Here is a 19,479-nt window from a genome sequence, read left to right on the forward strand (position 1 = left end):
CTTCCGGAACGACCACCGTCGGCAGCGGCGGCGGGGCCGGTGTTCTGAAGCCTTCATTCCTCGGTGTCTGGACCGGACGGAACTCCTCACGCGGTGTCGTGTCGATCGCCGGCGGTTGCTCGCCTCCGGCAAGAAGAAAATAAAGGACGACGCCTATGCCGGCGATGGCCGCTATAACCGCGATCGGCCGCATGAGACCGACGCCGCTCCGCCGGACCGGACCGCCGATTGCGCTATCGGTGTCGAGCGAGTGATAGTTTGGATCCGACATGGCGCGCTTTCCTAATGTTGAGCTTGTTGCGAGGAACCGCCGGCACCGATCCGCTTTGGCGCAACCGCACCTTCGATCGGTGCTGGAATATCGGCGGGAACGGTGCGCAGATTGAACAGGCAGGTCTCGTCTTCGGTGCCATAGCGCAGCGACCACTGCCGGGAGACGGTGTCGATGACGATATAATCGGCCTCGCGGCGGTAGTTCACGAGGCTCTCGCGACGCTTCCGGTCGACGATGAAGATCGCCGGAATGTCGCCGGTGAACTTCATGAAGGTCTTCAATCCGTCGTCGAACACCCAAAGCGGCTTTGCCGCATCGCTTCCCTTGAAGCCATAGTCGTAGTTGACCTTGTCGCGACGGATGTTCTTCAGGTTCGGATTGCGCTCAGCGTCCTGAGCCTGCTTCCAGAGTTCCGCCGTTCCTTTCAGCCCGGCGTCTTCCGGGTAGGTGAACTGCAGCTTGAAGGTCTGGTTCTGGATCACCTTGCTGTCATTGACCCGCAAATCGAAGGAGTAGGTCCGCCTGGTGGTGACGACGGACAGATTGGTCGAAGCGTCCTTTTCCATCGGCTTCAAGGTCAGGGAACGGCGGTCGGCTGAGGTCAGGATCTGCCAGGAGACGGTGTCGCCGGCAACGACCTGGGTAATCTCCTCGTCGGCGCTGAAGAGGATCGTCGTCACCATCCCGTAGGTGCCGGTCACCAGGAAGACCTGCTCGGCCGAATAGGGAAGCGAGCGAACCCGAGGATCGAGCCTTCCCGGACGTGCGACCAGTTCGGCATGGCCGACCGTGGTCCCCAGCAGCAGTACGAATGAAAGCGCCGCCATCCGTTTTATCATTGGGCCGGCCCCGACGGCATGGTTTCCGGGACCCTTGCATATTCGGTGACGACAAAGCCCAACGGATTGTACAAACGAACCCGGTTACTGGCGGGAAGATTGATCTGCCGGTAGCGCACCGTAGCAGACCAGCGATTGATGACATCGCCACCGCGCTGGCGCTCCCGTGTCTCAAATCGGACGGCCATGGTCGAGGCATTGAGAGGATTGACCGACAAGATTTCCGGCCGAATGTCGCCGGTGGCACCCAGCGTCTTCACCGGCCCTCGAGGATTGCTCGGGTTCATCCACGCCTCATACTCCTTGAAGGCGTCCGAGTTCGGTTCCGACCAGAGCGCGATCATGTCGAAGTTGTCCGAGAGATAGCGGGGATCGTAGGTCTCGCGGCGGATGACGTAGTTGCCGACGAATGAAGCGCGAACGGCCTGGATATCCGAGACGCTCGATCGATCCTTGTCGAGCGTGGTCACCGTCTCCATGTAGCCGGTATTCTTGTCCACGATCAGGGGCACGACCTCGGTGCGGACAAGCGGAAAGAGTTGAGCCACGGAAAACGAGAGTATCCCGGCGATAGCCCAGCCGGCCACCGCGAATGCAAGCAGGATGAGACCGATCAAGGTCCGAAGCGAGCGGTTCTTCTCGCCCCAGGACAGGTGCCGATTATAGATTTCCTGTGGCCCGGGGACATGGTCGGTCGGCGCAGGTGTTATCCGTCCTCTGAACAATTCCAAGTGTTAACCCTCGAATATCGGTGTCTCGTTCACTCGCTATTGCGGCGGCGATTGGTGAGCATCCGGCCGAGCGTCCCGACGCCGGCCACACTGCCACGGCCGGCAAGCGCTGCCGCCGCAACGGCGCCTCTCGGACCACTCAGCATGCCAAGGGCGACGGCCGCCGCCTGCCCCGTCGTCGAGTTGCCGGACGCAAGTGTTGTGCGCGCGGCGCTGTGACCGGTATCGACACCGCCTCCGCCCGGCACGCCCGATATCGCCGTGCCGTAGGAAAAGGTTCTGGCAAAGTCGGGAACCTGGAAAATGAAATAGGAGATCAGCGCCAGGTAAAGCACCATGGCGAGCACGATCGCCAAGGCGTTTTCCTTGGTCGCCATGTCGCCGTTGATGGTGTCCATCATGCCAATCAGAAAGCCGAACGACAGACCTGCCATGATATAGGTGAAGAGCAGCATGAACATTCCATAGGCGATGCCCCTCACCCACGCGTCGAAGACAAATCGCGCGATGCCGAAAAAGTAGCAGAGGATCGCGATCGGGCCGATCGCCAGCATGACGGCGGTGATCATCTTGGCAAACAGTGTTACGCCGGTAAGGATCAGCAGCATCGGCAGCAGCCCAAAAACCAGCACGATGAACACGACCACGGCGCCGGTGACATTCGGTAGCCAGCCGGATTCATAGGAATTGAAGAGCTGCATGGCGAAGTCGTAGACCTTGCGCGCCATGCTGGCGACCTGCTGGGCAAGATCGGACCCAGCCGACTGCCCGCCCATTGCCGAGGAAATAGCCGAGCCGAGATCCTGTGGCGAGGACAATACGAACTGGCCGATATTGTCGTAGAAAGTGGCCCAGGACATGATCAGTGCATAGGCGAGCGCGATCTTGAAGGCCGTAACCGCCATTTCCTGCAGGGATACGCTCGACAGTCCGAGTGCACCCCAGAGGAAGTAGAGGATCAGGAAGATCGCCAGGATGGCTGAAACAAGATTGCTGTGTTCCGCAAACAGGCCCCAGGCCCGTTCAAGCGAGGCCTGATTGATCTTGTCGAAATATCGGAGCGCGTCGCCATAGAAATTGATCGCGTAGCTGACTGGATCCATCTCGCATCCTAATTGACAGGCCGCATCGGGCCGCAATCATCCGTGACGGCTCTTGCCAGCGCTTGTTCCGGCGGCGTTGGCACCGACGATGTGTCGTAGCCAAGTGCCGGCACCGGGTTTTCGTCGGCCGAGCATTTCGCCAGCTGTTCGTATTTGCCGCCGCAGCCACTGAAGGCCGCGCAACAAAACGCAAGGATGAGGGTCAGCCTCACTGCTCCTGCTCCTCGAACGCCTTCAACTGATCGCGAACCGAAGCCCCCTGCTGCTGCGCGCCCCCATCGCGCATCACGCTGTCGGGAAGCGGTGCGAAGGTCTTGAGGTTCTGCGATGAGGTCGCGAGCGCTGCCTTGTACTGCTGGTTCAGAAGCATGACCTGGTTGTTGAGCGAACCAACGGCCTCATTTGCGGTCTGGTTGCCCTGCAGCACCATCTGGGTGTTTTGCTCGAGCGCCCCTTTCAGGTCCTGAGCCGTGCCGATCTTCTCGGTTGCCTGCATGAACGAGTTCTGCCGATCCTTGGTGGCGCTGTTCATCGCATCCGTCAGCGCCGTCATCGTCGTCAGCGCATTGACACCTTGCGAATAGGCTTGGTTGGCGCCGGAGAGCTCGCCACCTTTGACGGTATCGACCACCATCTTCACCAGGTTGAGTCCGTTGATCAGTTTGGCGGCCGTGTTCTGAAACTGACCGCTGATGCCGCCGAACACGGCCTGGTTTCCCGACAGGATCGATCCGAAATCCGGCGCCTGTCCCATGCTGAAGCCATTGCCGGTCGCAAGTTTGGCAAATTGGCTGGCATCCTGACTGCGATCGCCGATGATCGCCTGCAGGGTCTTCGTCGTGTTGTCCTTGACGACCGAGGTGTCCTGCTGGATCTCAGACGACAGTCGCTTGATGTCCTCACTAAGCGAAATGTTCTCCGAATCCTTGACGGGGACCTGCGCGTCAGCGTGCGAGACGGCGACGATGCCAAGGGCTGCCGCGATGACAAATGTCTTCATGTGCCTAACCTCTCCTGTCCGTTCAGTTTGCTGTCGGTCTGGCATCGACGACCGTCACCAGGCCCAATACGGGATCCTGCATCGCCGAAAAGGTCGCGATGGTGCCATTGGCACGTGCCCGTTCCTGAAGCTCATCGAGCCACCGCTGGATCTGCTCGGTCGTGGCGGTCGACGGCACGGCAAAGCAGCGGGTGCTGCCGGTGTCGACGATCGTCGATGGGCACTGGATCTGCGCCATCACGAGCGAACCGTCGAAATCGTTCGAATTGCCGCCACCGGAGCCGCGTAGGTTGGCCGACGACGATTGCAAGCCGGTCTGAAGGCGCTGCAGATATTGTTGGTTCGCTTCAATCGATTTCCCAAGCAGCTCATTCCAGACCGATCCGCGCTCGACCTGCGCCTGCGTATTGCGGTCGACTGCCTTTTTCAGCTGCTCGCCGCAACCGTTCCCGTAGCTCGCGCTCTCGGGCTCAGTGTTGTCGCTAGCCGGCGGGGTCCGGTCGGCATTCTGCGCCTTGTTGCGGCCGTAGTAGGCGGAGACCTTTTTGACGTAATCCTGGGTCTCGGGGATGTTCGGGATCTCACCGTTCTGAAGCGACTGACGATAAGGACCGGCATTGTAACCTGCGGCGACCAGGTCGTAGCGATTGCCGAACATTCCCTGGAGCTGCTTGATATATTTGACGCCGCCGCGGATATTGTCGCGGGTGTCATAAGGGTTGACGCCGAGCTGGGCTGCGGTGCCTGGCATCAGTTGCATGACGCCGGTGGCGCCGACCGCCGAGCGCGCGGACTGCCGGAAGCGCGATTCCTGTTCGGCAATGGCGAGCGCGAAATTGGGATCAACGCCCTGGCGGATCGCCTCGTCCTCAACCATGCGGGCAACTTCCTGCTGGCTCGGTGTACGCTGCGATGGTGCAGCCGGCGCGGTGTCGCCACCTATTCCGTCTGCCGAGCAGTCAGCGGGTGCACCGGAGCCCTGACCGGGTGCAACGCTGTCCGTCGTTCCTCCCGAGGCACCTTTCAATTTCCGGGTATCGGCCTGATAGGCCTGGTACCAGTTCAAGGTCGCCTGCTGGATCCTCTGGCGGGCATTGTCGATGACCGGAACCTGGGCGCGGGTGGCCGCGGGCGTCATCACTGTCGCCAGCGCCAGCACGCCGGCCGTCGCCAACTCAGGGAACCTTGCGTTGTTCATCGGACGCTTCTCCCTTCCAGTCGCAGAATTTCGACAGCCAGTTCTTCGGATCGTCTCCGTATTCGTCGAGCAGCATCTCGACCTCGCGAACGGTCTCCTCGCGGCCGGACAAGACCTTGATGAATTCCGGCATGTGGGACATGTCGACACGCGCGATCACGCTGCTCTTCGCCTGTTTGATCAGCATGAAACGCGAGCTCGGGTCGCCGTTCTTGACCCATTCGAATTCGGCCCTCGAGAGTCCGAAATTCTCCATGTAGGAGTGCTCGTCGGCCTTCGGATTGGCGAAGAAGATGTTGGTCGATGTCTGCTCGATGATCGTGCGGCTGACGCTGGACTGCACGACGTCGTCGGCCGACTGCGTGCCGAATATCACCAGACCGTTCCTTTTCCGGATGGTCTTGAAATAGTCCTTCATGGTGCGCTTGAACTCGTCGTCGTCGAGCAGCTTCCAGGCTTCGTCCATCAGGTTGATGATCGGCGCCTTGCCGTCATAGATCCCGTCCAGGCGGTGGAACATGTAGAGGAGGGCCGCGGTGCGCACCGTCGGATCGTCGAGGATCGACGTCATGTCGAAGCCGATCATCGGCCTGGAGATGTCGAGATTGTCATCGGCGTTGTCGAAGAGCCAGGCATAAGGTCCCTTGTCGACCCATTTGTCGAGCCGGGCGATTAGGCTGCCTTCGGTCCGCTCGCTGCCGGCGAGCAGTGCCCTGAGCGACGAGAGACGACGATACGACCTGTCCTTCGTCTTGAGGACCGATTTGATCGCGTTGCGGATGATCGCTTCTTCCTGCGGCGTCAGGCTCTCACCTTCCTTTGACGGCTTCAGCATGAAGCTCAAAAGCCCGTATAGGAAAACCCGGTTTTCCTCGGTGTCATCAAGAAGCAATGGGTTCCAGCCTGACGGTTCGCCGGGCTCTAGCGTCATGTATCGTCCGCCTGCCGCCCGCACCATGATGTCGAGGCCGCGATCCTTGTCGAAGACGATCGTCTTCAGCCGCGGGCTGACGCGGTAGGCCTGCAGGATCAGAAAAGCCATGATGACAGTCTTGCCAGAACCAGTCGGTCCGAACACCGTCGTGTGCCCGACGTCGCTCTGGTGAAAGTTAAAGAAGAACGGCGTGCCGGACGTCGTCTCGAAGATGGTGATTGCCGGACCCCAGTGGTTACCGTCCGGCTTGCCATAGGGATAGGCGTGAAAACTGCTTAGCCCGGCGCAGTTCAGCGTGGAGATAAGGGCGCGCCTAGCGATATAGGCCTGATTGCCGGGGAGTTGCGCCCAATAGGCCGGCTCTGCATTCAGATCCTCGCGAAGGTAGGAGGCGCCGAGCGCCCCAAGCTCGTTTCCGATCAGAGCGACCGCATCATCAAGCTGCGCCGTCGTCCTGGCAATCGGCATGACGGTGAGGTGGTGTTCGGTGAAGGCGACGCGTTTGCGAGCGAGTTCGTCACGGGCGATGTCGAGATTGGCCTGGATGCTGGAGCCGCCCTCGTCGGCTTTCGACATCTGCCGATCAAGCCTTTCGATGCGGTTGCGAGCGGCCATGTCGTCGACGAACGACATCGACTGGGTCAGCACCATCTCGAAGGGCAGCCTGAGGATGTAGTCGAGCATGCCGGCGCCGGTCTCCGGCGGATATTCCTTCAGCGATACCATCGCCGCATAACGGTCATCGCCGGACGTGTCGCCTTGAAGATGGATGATCCGGTTGCCGATCGATGTCCGCCGCGCCGGCAGCATCTCGTCGATCGGAATGTTGCCGAGGCGGATCGGCCGTACCCGGCCGCCGTTCAGCAGTGTGTAGAAGAATTCGCACTGCTCAGAAAACCAGATCTTACGCGTGCCTTCCTCGAATATCATATCGTCGGAGATGGCGCGGTAGAGTGTCTGTCCGTTGCCAGGGTGGACTTCGGCGCGCTGCACGTCGCGCAAGACTTTCGGACCGTAGGCAGCAAGCGATTTTTCCAGAGCTCTCGTTGCCTCGACAAGCTTGTCGAGCATCGCTCGGAACTGCTCCCTGCGCACGACATTGCCGCCGACGCCCATGATGCGGGAGAGCGCTGATCCCTTTTTGAACAACGGCCGAACAACGAGGGACACATAGGTGTCGTTGACGAACATCTCGTTCCTGGAGATGCTCGACTGATAGACGTCGTCGAGACGCCGCATGAAGGGATCAGCGAAGCTCGACGGCAGCGACGGCGCGACCTTGCGTCGGATGACATGGGTGTAGAGCGCAAAATTGCCGATCGACGAGATCGCGCGGAACGCCGAATTGCGCTGACGCTGCAGCATGTTGATCGTCTCAATATCGGCGGTCTCAAACGAAAAGCCGGTCAGCCTCAGGGTCGAGACCAGGCAGTCGTTCTTCAGACGGATAATGCCGTTCTCGATCGGCACATAGAAGGGAACATGCGTCGATACGCTGCGGTCGGCGAATATCTCCCAACCCTTCGACAAGCTCCCTTTCAACGATCTCGCCATGGTGCCCATCGATTACGCCCCATAGGTCCTGATGCCGCCGCCGAGCCTGCGTCCGAGCGGATTGACGCCGCACATGCTGAGCCGTCCGACGATCTCGAAAAACCAGAGGTCGAGCTTAACGGTCAGCATATAAAGAATGCTGTGGAGGATCACGAAGGAGACCGGGAACCAGAGGATCGAGCCTAGGATCATGAACACCATCAGCGAGATGAAACATTCCGCCAGAAAATATGTGTAAGGGACCCCCATGACCGTCGGCGGCCGCGTCAGAGCCAGGATGACGGGATAGGATTCGATGTACTCGTCGCCACCGTCGGTGTTGCCGCTGAACGCCGCCATGGTCACGACCCACTGCCAGCAAGGAAGTCGACGAGTTCGGCGGCAGCAAACATGCCGGCAAGGCTTCCCCCGACCCGAAGCAGGGCGCCCCAGGACCAGTATCCGAAGGCTGCGGCGAGAAACATGCCGATGAACGCGATCGCTCCGACCGAGCGGCCGAACGGACCGGTAAAGAACTGCACCAGCCGGTCCGCGGCGTTTTGCAAGGCATCGAGGTTCTGCGCCGCCGCTGGCTCGAACTGGCTGACAAGCAGGATCAGGCTGGCCGCAAAGACCATGGCGGCATTGCCGACCCATTTGCGCTTTGCCCTCGAACGCCAGGCGACGCTGCCATAAAGGACTGCCACTGCGATTACATTCATCGATGCACCTCTTCCTTGACGATTTTCACGGGGTCGCCGATTTCGACCGGTCTCTCCTGCTGATGAGAGCGGCGTTGTGGCGGGAGCGGATCTGCGACAGAGAAAACAAGCATCGGCGATTTCGCACGATCGGCAGTTCCTGTACGTCGATTCAAGCCACGCATGGATGCGGGCGACGGGCGAGCGTTCGGAGAGGTCAATCCGGCCCCTGTCCCAGTGTAGTATCCGACGACACGCGTGACATAGTCCGCGGTTTCACGGATCAGCGGCAAGGAGTGGCGAAGATCGACACGAGGCTCACCGGCATTATAGGCAGAGGCGACGAGCACAGGATTGCGATATTTGTCGATGAGAACACGGAGGAATCGAGTGCCGGCGCGGATATTCTGTTCGGGATCGGTGAGATCATTCGCACCAAAGGCTGAGCCGATCCGCGGCATCACCTGCATCAAGCCGACGGCGCCGGCGGGACTGACGAGACGTGGATCGTAGCTCGCATTTTCAGCCCGCATGATCGAGAACACCCAGTTCGGGTCAACTTCTTCCGCAGCGGCGATCGCCGATACGAGTTTTGCATATTCTTCGGGAATGCCGGAAAGTAGATCGGGTCGGGGCTGTGTCGACGACAGCTCGCCGTCGACTTTCAACGCGAACGGTGGATCGACGATGTGAGGGGACGGCGCCTGCTCAAAGGAGAAGACGTCTATTGGGGAATGCACGGTGCGTTCGCGGCGCGCACTAGCGCTACCAGCCGTTTCTCCCGGCAATTCCGCACGACTGTTTTCAAACTCTTCAACCGTGTCCAAGGAAAGAACGCCGGGTCCAATCGGATATCCATCTTTCGGCGCGTCATAGCGCTGACTGAAGCTGACCCAATCGATTGTCGGCTGTGGCGGCTGCTTGGCTGCAACGGCCAGACTTGACGCGTCGATTGGGTTCAACCGGGCTGCCACTCTCCCCGCCTTCTCGGTCGTGATACCGCCAGGCCCACCTGCCTTAGCAGGCGTTCCCGAATAGAAGGGCAGATCGCTGTCGCGAGGGTCGGAAGCGAAACCGGTGAGCAGGAAGGCCGACATTCCAGCAACCCACAGAGCGCTTCGCGACCATGCCTTTTGCGGTCTCTTCACGGGCGAAAATGGGATGCGATCCATGGCCGAACCAGTTCAGAATTATACTGCGGTATAAGATTTTGAACTGCATTCCGTTACGGAAATCAACCTTAAAATTTCACTCCGGTATAATTTTTGCCGCGGCAGCAGCGCTTCGAGACACCTTTCTCAAAAGAAAATCAATCGCCTAGGCGCGACCATTTATCCGGCATCCAACGATATTGGATCTGTTCACGATCGCCCAGAATGCGGGCCAGGCGCACCGCTGTGCCGCCTTTGATCAACACCGAACCGGCATCAGCCCCGGACCGGGCGTCATAGATTCGGCAGACGAAATTCGGCAATTCCTTCTGTATTCTTGTAACCGCATAACATGACGTGACCTGATAGCCGTTGGCATTGCGGCCGGTTGCCAGCCCTGTTTGCTGGACAGAGCCGAGGCGCTGGCGTCCGAATTGGGTGCCATAGTCAAGCTGGCAGTCAACGATATTGCTGGCATAGGTTCTGCAGGCGGTGAGACTGAGATAGGCAAACGGGGCTGGTGACAGCGGTCGCGGTGAGCGTGCAAGTTCGCCGCCACATCCGGACAACAGGAGCATTATTGCCAGAGAACCCGATCGCGTTTTGGAATTCCGCATTGCGTTGCTTTCTAATTTTCTTGCCGATATCCGGCATGGGCAAGGGTTTCGAGAAAGAGGTCACGGGCAAGCTGGCAATAGGGCGATGATGCCTGTGCCAAGTGAAGCTGCGTCAGGACCAGTCCGAGATCGGAGATAGTCGTCACAACGTCCTCAAGGTCGTCATTAAAAGCGCCACGGAACATCTCTCGGCCTTCATGGCCTTTGACGAGAATGGCGTAGTCGTTACGCGCAATGCTGTGCCATAATTCGATCGTACCGGTTTCTCCGCATGCGCTTCCCGCATCGCAAATAAGCATCAGCGCGTAATCTGGATGCGGCAGGCCGCTTTCGTCGATTGACGTGCCGCCATGGAATTCCGTCAACACAACGTGCGATGCGAAGAGCAGCATCCGTTCGTTGACCAGCAGACCTTTTTGCCCCAGGCGGACAAAGCCATTCATGGCAGCAGAGCGGATAGCAGCGGGTGACAGATTTTCCCCGCAGTGCTCGCAGATCGACAGCAAGTGATCGTTCCTGAATTCGAACGCGCTGTGAAAGCGGTTGACGATGAACTGCTCGACATTCTTCGTTCGACCACCGAGTGACTCTACGAATGCGAAGGCATCAAGCGGCGTCCATGGCCGCTTCAGAACATCGTCCTCAGAGCCGTCGGCAGCATTGACGAGGCTAGATGGTCCGACGACAATGCTGGCGGACCGGGTCTGTGCGCCGCAGCCCGGACAATCACTGGATATCGGAACTTTGTACCATTCCTTCGTCAGTAGGGATCGACTGTGTGTCAGATGCAAACCCGGTTGTTAAGAGCTTAGAGGCGCAGAGGTGTTCTGATCTCCTTTGACCTTACCCTTGCGTGACAGGCTAAAATTATACTCCAGTATAATATTTTATCAACCTGATGGGGACGCCTTAGGGTTTCAGCCGCCGCGAAGACGATCTACCGCAACATCCGACGCATTAGGGTTATAACGAGCAAGGGGGCCGTCAACATCAAATGGAAGCGCCAAAACCTGACGAAGCGGTCCCTCCCGCTGACGCGGCAGAGTCTTCGCTGCAACAGCCAGCGAAGAACTGCCTCCAAGACGATTGCTGAACGGCATTCACTATCGTCAAACAACCACGAAGCAGCCATCGTTGCATGAACCCTTCCCTCAGCTCAGAGGAGAATTCTATGCAGCGACGTCAGCAAATCGAGCAGGAGACACGCAAGAAGATTTCCGATCCATATGACGTCGATTATTTCGCGAAGAAGCACGGAATAAGCTCCAAAGATGCCGCTCGGATCATCAACCTCCATCGCTCGATAGGGACTCTGCTGATCGGGCGGCATACCATCTAAAAGGCTCGTGTTGAAGACCGAGGCTCGCCGCAAGGTCGTTTGCCTCACCCGCGGCCACGCACAAACGACGTCTTGAACCTGCACCTGCTGATGATCTGCGATCGCATTATCGGCGCTATATCCGTCGCGACATCTGCTCAGCGCTCGCGTGGCAGCGTTCCTGGAATTTCTCAAGCAGTCGGTACCCAACGGAATGCCCGAGGAACTGGCGGCTTACCTTGGCAATTGGCAGGTAAGAGCATCCCCGCTAAAAGCAGCCTCGACGTTCATTCGCAAGATCGCTCATCCGCGCAATCGCCGAACCGTCGGTTCGCGAAGCCACCTATCGGTTCATACTCCCAATCCGCAAAAAGCTAATTGGCTCAACCACCTATTCGCTGAAATCGTCTATGAGCAATAAGCGCGATCGCCGGTTTGCCGATGCGCGCAGTTGGCGAAGCACCCCCTCGCCTATTCTCCGAGCCGCACAATCGCTGACGAACCTATTCGCTGATCCACCGACCAGCCCAACCGCCGAAACGCGAGAACGCCTGATTGGCGAAGCGGGGGAATTGCCCGCTCGCCGATTCACAGACCAGCGATCTAATGTGCCGCCGTGAGAAGGTGTCTCTTTCTGCCGCCGAACGACCTCTACCAAGACCAAATCCATGTCCCGGCAGACCCTACCCCTGCGAATAAGCGGCGACAGATTCCGGCACTGATCACGCCTCTCGGCCATCGCCCCTCGGGCGAAAACGGCTAACGGTATACCGATAGCCTATCCTGCCATCTCCCATCAAATCGGCCTGGACACCGTGCCCGAGGCGCTGATGCTGTTGCGAGTCGTGAGACAAAGCAATAGCGCTCACAGGGGCAAGCCTGTGAGCCGCGCCGGAGGAACAGCACGGTGTCCAGGCCGATTTGATGGGAGATGCTGAAGCGAGCTGTCGTCGTGAGGAGTCGAGAGGACCGCGACCGGAGGGAACGGGCATCGACGACATGCGAACGATGAGACGGCGAGCGCACCGCAGGAGAGGACGAACACCTGGAGCGGATGCCCGAAGAATGCGGGCGTAGCGCAAGGAGTTCATCCTCTCCGTCTTGTTTAGGGAAGTCGCGGCAGCGTCCGCCAACCGGCCCGAAAGGCCGGGCGGGTGTCATCCCGCACCACAGGGAGAGGGGTGTTTGAGGGGAGAGGCGGCAAGTCTCTCCCCTCAGGAACGCGCGCTGGCTCGATGCCTGCAAGCGGTCAAGCCAATGGGAAAGACGAGAGGCGGAACGGCCTCTCGTCCCATCAGCTCAAGCGTAAACGACGCGCGCAACGCTGACGGCAATACCTGTTTCCCGCTCAATATCGTGGATGATCGTAGCGAGGGGACCGATCTCCGTGTCGCTCACCGAGACGGTCGTCGGATAGCTGATCTCGATGCCGTCGCAGTCTGCCGACAAGGCGTTGTGCCATTCACCGCCGTTGACCCGATACTCATAGGTGAAGTAATCGATCTCTAGCTCATCGAGGAGCACAAACGTGCGGCGGGCGAGGACTTCCTCCTCGCCTTGGAGTTGGCACGATATCGTCCCCTCCAAATCGTCCCCGATGACCAACTCGCGTTGCAGGGCCACGATACGGCGCGTCGAGCGGATCGCCCCATCAAGGCCGGCCATCAGCCGGTCGTGGAGCATCTTTGAGAATTCATCCTCGCAGCCGATACGGTTCGCGCTCACGAGAAGCTTGAAGCCGGCGAGCTTGGCATGAAGCATGAGAAAGTTGAAATCAGACATAAGAAGTCTCCTTTTCGTCCTGACGAAAAGGTGCCCGCATTGGCGACCCAAGGGGTCAAGGATCGCGAAAGCGACCGCCAGCGGCGGCGAGCGGAGGAACCGATTTTTTCGTCGTGTCGCGTCAGCCGCGCGGCGGAAAAATTGGAGGGGCCGCGATGTCCTTGAGGCCGCCGGGGCGAATGCGACAATAGGAAGTCAGAGAGAGATAGACCACGTCGCCGACAGGCGACGTGACCGTTTGCCGAGCGCAGCCGGCCCTGCAACCTTTTGCAGATAATCGCACTGAGGATGCGGCAGCCGCGAGAGGGGAGTCACCCGAATGGGCGGAGACCGCTTACGGGCTCCGTGAGCGCCAGCGAATAGCACCGTCCGCCGCAGGCGGCTCGCCCGGATCATCCACCGACAACCCATCATCAGCATGAATCAATCGAGACCGACCGATTCAAATATCTCGTTGGACGCCGAGTCTGCCTTGCCCGATTCTCTGTGTCATGATTGCGCAACGCTACCATCTCTATGTTGAACGCACCGACGCTTCGAAAAACATGGCCCGCTACTATGCCATGACGATCGAGCCCAACCTGTTCGGCGAGGTCTGTCTCATCCGTCGATGGGGTCGTATCGGCGCCGCCGGCCAAAGGCGGGAGCATCATTTCGCGCGAGAGGAAGAGGCGGTCAGGCTCTTCCTTCAGCTTTTGCGAAAGAGGCGATCGCGCGGATACAGGCCGAAACCGCATATACGGCGAGATGCACCGAGTGATCAATAGCGAAGGGAGTGCCGTGGAGGCTGATACCATCCTCATGTCGATTGGCATAGGAGCGAAACAGGAGTTGGTGTATCCCACCGCTTCCGCCCTTCCCGCAAGAACCTCCGCAGGTTCTGACATCTGCCGATGGCGAGCGAAGCTGGCCTGAAGCGCCGGTCGATCCGGCGCGTCAGGCCAGGCGACATGGCGAAAGCCACCCTCAGAAGGGTGGCTCGGCGTCGATTGCGCCCTCCTGCTCTGCGGTGATGACCGCCAGCTCGGCGCGAGCTAGCTCCAGTTCGATTTCGATCCCGCGGCGCTCCACCGGGTCGATTGTTTCGCGCAGTTCAAGGCGAAGCTCTTCAATGTGTTGTTCCAGAAGCATCGTCGTCGTCTCCTTGACGTTTGTGAAAGACGACGCGAGCGGTCATGGGGGCGTGGCGGGGTCAGGGATCGCGTCAGCGACCGCCAGCGGCGGCGAGTGGGGGTGCCGATTTTGTCGGAGTGTAGGGAACCGGAGCGGAGGCAAAATTGGGGGCACCGCTCGTCCTTGAGGCCGTCATGCGCCCATGACACCCTCGGACGGACTGAGCAGACATTTCCTCTCCGTATCGCACCCAAACCCGAGGACGGGCTCGATGCCCGTCTTCGGGTTACTGAGACGTGAACACGTGAATAACTGTGGAGATCCGGGGCTTTCCGCGTCATTAGCCGCAGCGTGTCGATGACAGTTCCGGTCGGCAATGGCAGGGATTCTGCGTCTGAAACGATGCGGAGAAGAAAATGACAACAACCAATGAGATCGCCGACAAGATTGCAAGCGAGCATGGCCTCACCAAGGTTCAAGGAAAAGCCATCGTCGAGGCAGTGATCGCATCGATCACTGACGCAGCCGTTGCCGGCAACGAGACGTCGCTGCCCGGCTTCGGCAAGTTCAAGGTGAAGGCGACACCCGAGCGCGAGGCTCGCAACCCGTCGACTGGCGCGACGATCAAGGTTGCCGCGGCCAAGAAGCTAGCCTTTACGCCGGCAAAGGCACTGAAGGATGCGCTGAACAAGTAATCTTGTCAGCCAAGCAAAAAATAGCCCGGCGCCGTGCCGGGCTATTTTCGTTTGGGTTGGCGTCAGCGGGCGGATGTCCCGTTGATCGTGTCGCTGACCGTGTGATGCGCTTCGCGGGCATGGTCGTCCAGCAGCTTGTGAAGAATGCCGGATCCCATGGGTATGAAGTCGAAACCGCGCGCGATTGCTGCGGCACGTAGTTGCGACAGTGTTTCGAATTCCCTTAAGTCAGTGCCAAGCCAGAGTTCGAGATTCTCGCCACCGGCGTCCGGAAATGCCTGGAGGAAGAACGTCTGAAGCGGGCGGTCGTAGCCGATAATGGAATCCGGGTCGGAGTGGCGGGATGCGGTCCTGGTGACGGTAATTGTGTAGCGGCTCATGGCGGCCTCCTTTGGAATGGGGGAGGCCGGCCCCGATTTCGGGGCCGGCGGTCCGGTTCAGGCAGGGCTGTTCCAGAGGATCACCTTCTTGCCGGGCTCGCCGCCGGGCGCCGGGGCGACGTTGCCGAAGATCACGCCGATCTCGGGCGCTTCGAGCTTCGTAGAGATGTATTCCTCGCCGGTCTGGCGGGAGATGCGGTTCCAGGCCGCGCCGATCTCAAAGCCGGTCTTGCGGTGGATGATGCGGTAGTCCGGGGCTTCTTCGCTCGCCTTGCTGGCGTTCGGGACGAGGGCGATTGGGGCGTTGACCCGGATGGTGGCGAAGACGCCTTCGAGAGTGCCGTCGGTCTTTTCGGTGAGGGTTGCGATCGTGGTAGCCATGGAATTGTCTCCTTCGTTGCATCGGGACCATTCCCGATGGCGCCCGAAGAAGGGGCCGCGCCGCAGGCGTCACCGCAGCGTAGCGAAGGGAAACCCCTTGCGGGTTGACGCTGATCGCGGCCGGTCCCTTAGAAAGGCGACATAAAGAACGGGAATGGCCTCTGATTGCGACGCCAGGAGGAGACGCCTGGCCCCGGCTGCGCGATGGCTACCCCGCCGCGCTTAGTGCTCGACTGTCGTGCATCGTCGGCGTCCGGATAAACACGCCTTCTCTTATCGGCCGGTTAGACAAGGCAAGCCCAATCCAGCCCGCCCCTATTCCATCCTCACTTGCGGAGGCCGCTTCGATCGGCGCGCTGTTCGAATTGCCCACCGCTCTGGCACGGCCGCAATTTTCGCTCTAGGAAGGACTCATCGCAGGTAAGAGTTCGGCTCGCCACTGGCCGCCACACGAGAGGGCATCAGATGTCGTTAAGGCAACGCCATTCGCACACGAACCGATTTGGCGGACGAAATGAATTTTATCGATGATTTTTCCTGCAGGGAAGAGCTGCACGCCGACTTGCGAGATCATGTTCGCAAGGGTCCGATTGGGAAGATGCTTCATCACCCACTGATCATCAACGTGATGCTACTGGCCGGCTACCATAAGGCCGACAACCATGCATACCGTCACCGCAAGCAAGAAGTGGAGCGGTTTTGGCGTGAGAAGAATTGGCGCGGATACATTACCCTTCACGAGCGCCCATATCGGGCTGAGGCTTTGGAACGTGTTCTCTTCGACGGCGAATTGGCGCTTGACCACCAGGCCACATGGCACTTGATCAAGTCGGTCTGGATAGATAGCGAGAACGTGGAGGAGCATGATGAATTCTGGAAGGACATTTGGCAGGAGGCCAAATTGGATGTGACACTCAACACGAAGGAGCTGGCGGCCTTTCATAACCTTCCCAATATGGTGCCAGTCTGGCACGGTCTGGAGAGGGACGATAGCAAGGCACTTGGCTTCTCATGGGCGACGCACAAGGGCGTCGCTGAGTGGTTCGCGCAGCGGTTTGCTCGCCTCAACCGTCGGCCAGCCTATATCGCAGCCGGGTACGTGTCCAAGCAACACGTGAAGGCGTATCTGCTGAGCCGCGGCGAACACGAAATCATCGTCTTTCCAGACAATGTCGAGCAAGTGCGCGTTGAACCCTGTACAGCCAAGGGCATCCATCCATCAGAATCTTCAGAAGAGTCGTGATGATCTCCGTCTAGCGACATGATTGTGTGAGCGGTGTGGCGATCTGGTTGTTGAAGTCGCCTGGTTTCGACTTCCATGTTTTCCTCGTTTTCAAGAAAACGGCGCTCAAGTGGCGTCTCCTGAGGCTTGCCAGACCGGGATGCTCAGACGGCGTGCCTTGTCAGCGAGATTGGCGGTAATGCCTGACCCTGGAAAAATGATGACCCCGGCGGGCATGACAGAGAGCATCTCGTCGTTGCGCCGAAACGGTGCGGCCTTGGCGTGTTTCGTCCAATTCGGCTTGAAGGTGATCTGCGTCACCTTGCGGGCTTCAGCCCAGCATGCAGCAATCCGTTCGGCGCCCTTCGGCGAGCCGCCGTGCAGCAGCACCATGTCGGGATGCTTGGCATGCGCCTGATCGAGCTTGGCCCAGATCCGCTCATGATCGTTATAGTCCAAGCCACCGGCGAAAGCGATCTTCGTGCCGGCCGGGATCAGCACTTCGGTCTCGGCGCGCCGGCGAGCGGAGAGAAAGTCGCGGCTATCGATCATCGCCGCCGTCATGTTTGCGTGGCTGACCTTGGAGCCGGTGCGCGGCCGCCAGGCGGACCCGGTTTGCGCCTCGAACAGATCGGCGGAAACATCGCGCATGAACTCGAAGGCGTTGCGGCGTTCCAACAGCGTGATGCCCTCGGCGATGAGGCGCTCGAGCTCGACACTCTTGACCTCCGAGCCGTCCTGCTCGCGCTGGCCGGTGCGCTGCGCCTCCTCGTTGCCATCGAGCTCGCGCTGGATGCGCTCGCCGGCACGATGGAACAGATTGGGGATCGACCAGAACAGGTCTTCGAGATCGGGCTCCAGGCGGGTGTCGCCGAGCATCTCGGCGAGGGCGTCGAAGATCGTTGTGATCGATGACTGGACCTGAGGTTCCTCCGGCAATGGCCGCGGATCGGGCTCGTCCTGGAAGGGGCGATAGCCGAAGACCTGCATCTCGTAGATGAAGCGGTCGGTCGGAGAGGAAGCGTGGTGGGGCTCGAAGCCATCGTCGGCGGGAAGGATCAGGTCCATGGTGGTCTCCGTTTGGTGGGCCGCGCCTCTCGCGGCCTGACGGCGAACCCGGTCACGCGGGCAGAGGCCGGAACCGCAAGCGAAGCGCAGCGGCCCAGCGAAGCGCCGGGCGGCGGAGGGAGGGTTTCTTGATCCGCGAGGAATGACGGGCCATCGCATCGCCCGAAAAGTGGGAATCGGTTTTCGGAAGAGCCGATGCGCGAAAATGGCCCGGCAGGGGAAGAAACCCAACCGACCCGCTGAAGGCCCGGAGGCCCCCGTGGTAAGGGTCGCCTCTCGGCAGGCCCGCGGGCGCGCATCCACACGGGGAGCCGGCACCACGGACCGTCCCCTCGCCCACGGCGCCTGCGTCCCGCCCTCCTGCGCCTTCCGGCCAGGCTCATCAGGGCAGGAAGGTCACCGCATCTTCCGGAGTGAGTTGAAGCCGCAGGCTTGCGGTCATCTGGTCCGGCCCCAGCCAGCGAAGATCCTCGTTGAAGTCGCCGAGTTCCGGCGACATCACCAGCGGCAGGATCCCGCATTCCTGCGCCCTGCGGCTCAATCCCTCGATCCCGTGGCGGCCGGCCGCATCCGCGTCGGCAGCGATGTAGATGCGCTGGCATCCGGGCGGGAATCGGAAGGCAGCGAGATGATTGGCCGTCAGAGCGGCCGCAATCGGCAAGCCGGGCAACACGTGTGAGAGCAAGAGCATGGTTTCGAGGCCCTCGCCGGCCGCCAGGACCGTCACCGAGGCATTGACCGGAAAGCGGAAGCGGACAGCATTGCCGAGCAGTCCGCCGAGCGCACGGCGGGGATCGTCCAGCTTGGCCTTGCCGACTCCGTTCGGGCCGAGCGCCGAAGACAAATAGGTGCGGTGGATGCCGGTAATCGCTCCGGCAGCGTCGGTAACGGCGGCAATCAGGGCCGGATAGCTGGTTGTCCGGCCGGTGACGAGATCGCGATAGTAGCAGGACGGATGAAAGCGCAGCGCCGCATGTCTGGATCCGCGCAAAATGCCGCGCTCACGCAGATAGGAGTCGGCAAGCGTGCCTGCCAGCGGCTGCGTCATCCGAAACAGACGCCGGGCCCGCTCAGCCGTGGGCCGCTCGACCGGCGGAGAATTATGGGCGTCCGTCGTGCGAGACGACACCGGCTCAGGCCGAGGCAGACTCAGGAAATGATGGGCCTCCTCGGCGACGTCCCGGAAATCGACGAGACCGCGGGTCTCGCGGACGAGATCGAGCAGATCACCGAACTGGCCTGTTGCCGCATCAGTCCACCTGCCGGCACGCGGACCGACCAGATGCACGTAGAGCGACCGGCCCTGGTTGTTGCCGACATCGCCGACGAGCCAGTAGTTGCCGGCACGGCGGCCGGCGGAAAGGTAGTGGCGGCAGACCGCCTCCGCGTGTTGCGCGAGACGGCCCGCCAGATCGGAGGCGGAGAGCATGGCAGACCTC

The 19,479-nt window shown here is 60.2% G+C and carries 22 protein-coding genes and 2 pseudogenes; 5 read left to right on the forward strand and 19 right to left on the reverse strand.

The window, feature by feature from the left end:
* The 13 genes and pseudogenes from GFM02_RS15935 to GFM02_RS15995 form a co-directional block, all read right to left on the reverse strand.
* Positions 1 to 271 (reverse strand): annotated as a pseudogene (locus GFM02_RS15935) (type IV secretion system protein VirB10); the annotation flags it as partial.
* Positions 272 to 282: 11 nt separating this feature from the next.
* A complete protein-coding gene (locus GFM02_RS15940) occupies positions 283 to 1,101 on the reverse strand; it encodes a TrbG/VirB9 family P-type conjugative transfer protein (protein WP_245521186.1) in 819 nt (272 codons plus the stop codon).
* Positions 1,102 to 1,109: 8 nt separating this feature from the next.
* Positions 1,110 to 1,844 carry a virB8 family protein gene (locus GFM02_RS15945; RefSeq protein ID WP_132614370.1) on the reverse strand — a complete coding sequence of 245 codons (735 nt, stop codon included), beginning with the start codon at positions 1,842 to 1,844 and terminating at the stop codon, positions 1,110 to 1,112.
* 29 nt (positions 1,845 to 1,873) lie between these two features.
* Positions 1,874 to 2,947, reverse strand: coding sequence for a type IV secretion system protein (locus GFM02_RS15950; protein ID WP_132614372.1), 1,074 nt, complete (start codon positions 2,945 to 2,947; stop codon positions 1,874 to 1,876).
* An 8-nt stretch (positions 2,948 to 2,955) separates the two neighbouring features.
* The gene (locus GFM02_RS15955) at positions 2,956 to 3,159 is read right to left on the reverse strand and encodes a hypothetical protein (RefSeq protein ID WP_017958537.1); all 204 of its coding nucleotides are present in this window, start codon (positions 3,157 to 3,159) and stop codon (positions 2,956 to 2,958) included.
* The gene (locus tag GFM02_RS15960; protein ID WP_132614374.1) at positions 3,156 to 3,947 is read right to left on the reverse strand and encodes a conjugal transfer protein; all 792 of its coding nucleotides are present in this window, start codon (positions 3,945 to 3,947) and stop codon (positions 3,156 to 3,158) included. The genes GFM02_RS15955 and GFM02_RS15960 overlap by 4 nt, the downstream gene beginning before the upstream one ends.
* 22 nt (positions 3,948 to 3,969) lie before the next feature.
* Positions 3,970 to 5,145 carry a lytic transglycosylase domain-containing protein gene (locus GFM02_RS15965; protein ID WP_132614376.1) on the reverse strand — a complete coding sequence of 392 codons (1,176 nt, stop codon included), beginning with the start codon at positions 5,143 to 5,145 and terminating at the stop codon, positions 3,970 to 3,972.
* A complete protein-coding gene (locus GFM02_RS15970; protein ID WP_168322130.1) occupies positions 5,123 to 7,642 on the reverse strand; it encodes a VirB4 family type IV secretion/conjugal transfer ATPase in 2,520 nt (839 codons plus the stop codon). Before GFM02_RS15970 ends, GFM02_RS15965 begins: the two co-directional genes overlap by 23 nt.
* Positions 7,643 to 7,645: 3 nt before the next feature.
* Entirely contained in the window at positions 7,646 to 7,972 is a 327-nt protein-coding gene (locus tag GFM02_RS15975; protein ID WP_130817654.1) for a VirB3 family type IV secretion system protein, read from the reverse strand.
* Between the two features lie 2 nt (positions 7,973 to 7,974).
* Positions 7,975 to 8,334 (reverse strand): TrbC/VirB2 family protein, encoded by a 360-nt coding sequence (locus tag GFM02_RS15980; RefSeq protein ID WP_132614380.1) that lies wholly within the window; start codon positions 8,332 to 8,334, stop codon positions 7,975 to 7,977.
* Positions 8,331 to 9,410: a lytic transglycosylase domain-containing protein gene (locus GFM02_RS15985; protein ID WP_168322131.1), complete on the reverse strand. Its 1,080-nt coding sequence runs from the start codon at positions 9,408 to 9,410 to the stop codon at positions 8,331 to 8,333. The genes GFM02_RS15980 and GFM02_RS15985 overlap by 4 nt, the downstream gene beginning before the upstream one ends.
* A gap of 212 nt (positions 9,411 to 9,622) precedes the next feature.
* Positions 9,623 to 10,081, reverse strand: a complete 459-nt coding sequence (locus GFM02_RS15990; protein ID WP_132614384.1) for a hypothetical protein — start codon at positions 10,079 to 10,081, stop codon at positions 9,623 to 9,625.
* Positions 10,082 to 10,092: 11 nt separating this feature from the next.
* Positions 10,093 to 10,872, reverse strand: coding sequence for a hypothetical protein (locus tag GFM02_RS15995; RefSeq protein ID WP_245510857.1), 780 nt, complete (start codon positions 10,870 to 10,872; stop codon positions 10,093 to 10,095).
* Positions 10,873 to 11,252: 380 nt separating this feature from the next.
* On the opposite strand from GFM02_RS15995, the gene GFM02_RS16000 reads away from it, so the two are divergent.
* Together GFM02_RS16000 and GFM02_RS35120 are read left to right on the forward strand one after the other, a co-directional pair.
* Positions 11,253 to 11,420 (forward strand): hypothetical protein, encoded by a 168-nt coding sequence (locus tag GFM02_RS16000; protein WP_432444449.1) that lies wholly within the window; start codon positions 11,253 to 11,255, stop codon positions 11,418 to 11,420.
* Positions 11,421 to 11,520: 100 nt separating this feature from the next.
* Positions 11,521 to 11,643: pseudogene (locus GFM02_RS35120) on the forward strand (LysR family transcriptional regulator); the annotation flags it as partial.
* Positions 11,644 to 12,698: 1,055 nt separating this feature from the next.
* On the opposite strand, the gene GFM02_RS16010 reads toward GFM02_RS35120, so the two are convergent.
* Positions 12,699 to 13,181, reverse strand: coding sequence for a hypothetical protein (locus GFM02_RS16010; RefSeq protein WP_132614388.1), 483 nt, complete (start codon positions 13,179 to 13,181; stop codon positions 12,699 to 12,701).
* Between the two features lie 491 nt (positions 13,182 to 13,672).
* Between GFM02_RS16010 and GFM02_RS16015 the strand changes: the two genes are divergently transcribed.
* Positions 13,673 to 13,948, forward strand: coding sequence for a WGR domain-containing protein (locus GFM02_RS16015; RefSeq protein ID WP_132614390.1), 276 nt, complete (start codon positions 13,673 to 13,675; stop codon positions 13,946 to 13,948).
* Positions 13,949 to 14,147: 199 nt separating this feature from the next.
* Here GFM02_RS16015 and GFM02_RS16020 read toward each other — a convergent pair whose 3' ends face one another.
* Positions 14,148 to 14,312, reverse strand: a complete 165-nt coding sequence (locus GFM02_RS16020; protein ID WP_165940334.1) for a hypothetical protein — start codon at positions 14,310 to 14,312, stop codon at positions 14,148 to 14,150.
* A 398-nt stretch (positions 14,313 to 14,710) separates the two neighbouring features.
* Here GFM02_RS16020 and GFM02_RS16025 point away from each other — a divergent pair, with 398 nt between their 5' ends.
* Positions 14,711 to 14,989: an HU family DNA-binding protein gene (locus tag GFM02_RS16025; protein ID WP_132614392.1), complete on the forward strand. Its 279-nt coding sequence runs from the start codon at positions 14,711 to 14,713 to the stop codon at positions 14,987 to 14,989.
* 62 nt (positions 14,990 to 15,051) lie between these two features.
* Here GFM02_RS16025 and GFM02_RS16030 read toward each other — a convergent pair whose 3' ends face one another.
* Together GFM02_RS16030 and GFM02_RS16035 are read right to left on the reverse strand one after the other, a co-directional pair.
* Entirely contained in the window at positions 15,052 to 15,369 is a 318-nt protein-coding gene (locus tag GFM02_RS16030) for a hypothetical protein (RefSeq protein WP_168322132.1), read from the reverse strand.
* 57 nt (positions 15,370 to 15,426) lie between these two features.
* Positions 15,427 to 15,750 (reverse strand): DUF736 domain-containing protein, encoded by a 324-nt coding sequence (locus GFM02_RS16035; protein ID WP_025398107.1) that lies wholly within the window; start codon positions 15,748 to 15,750, stop codon positions 15,427 to 15,429.
* Positions 15,751 to 16,264: 514 nt separating this feature from the next.
* Between GFM02_RS16035 and GFM02_RS16040 the strand changes: the two genes are divergently transcribed.
* Positions 16,265 to 16,993 carry a hypothetical protein gene (locus GFM02_RS16040; RefSeq protein WP_168322133.1) on the forward strand — a complete coding sequence of 243 codons (729 nt, stop codon included), beginning with the start codon at positions 16,265 to 16,267 and terminating at the stop codon, positions 16,991 to 16,993.
* A 105-nt stretch (positions 16,994 to 17,098) separates the two neighbouring features.
* Here the strand turns inward: GFM02_RS16040 and GFM02_RS16045 are convergent, their stop codons facing one another.
* Both GFM02_RS16045 and GFM02_RS16050 read right to left on the reverse strand, forming a co-directional pair.
* Positions 17,099 to 18,040, reverse strand: coding sequence for a DUF2493 domain-containing protein (locus GFM02_RS16045; protein ID WP_168322134.1), 942 nt, complete (start codon positions 18,038 to 18,040; stop codon positions 17,099 to 17,101).
* A gap of 382 nt (positions 18,041 to 18,422) precedes the next feature.
* A complete protein-coding gene (locus GFM02_RS16050) occupies positions 18,423 to 19,469 on the reverse strand; it encodes a DUF7146 domain-containing protein (protein WP_168322135.1) in 1,047 nt (348 codons plus the stop codon).
* Positions 19,470 to 19,479 lie beyond the last annotated feature (10 nt).

The sequence above is a fragment of the Rhizobium leguminosarum bv. viciae genome (genome assembly GCF_012276115.1).
GTDB classification, from domain to species: domain Bacteria; phylum Pseudomonadota; class Alphaproteobacteria; order Rhizobiales; family Rhizobiaceae; genus Rhizobium; species Rhizobium leguminosarum_T.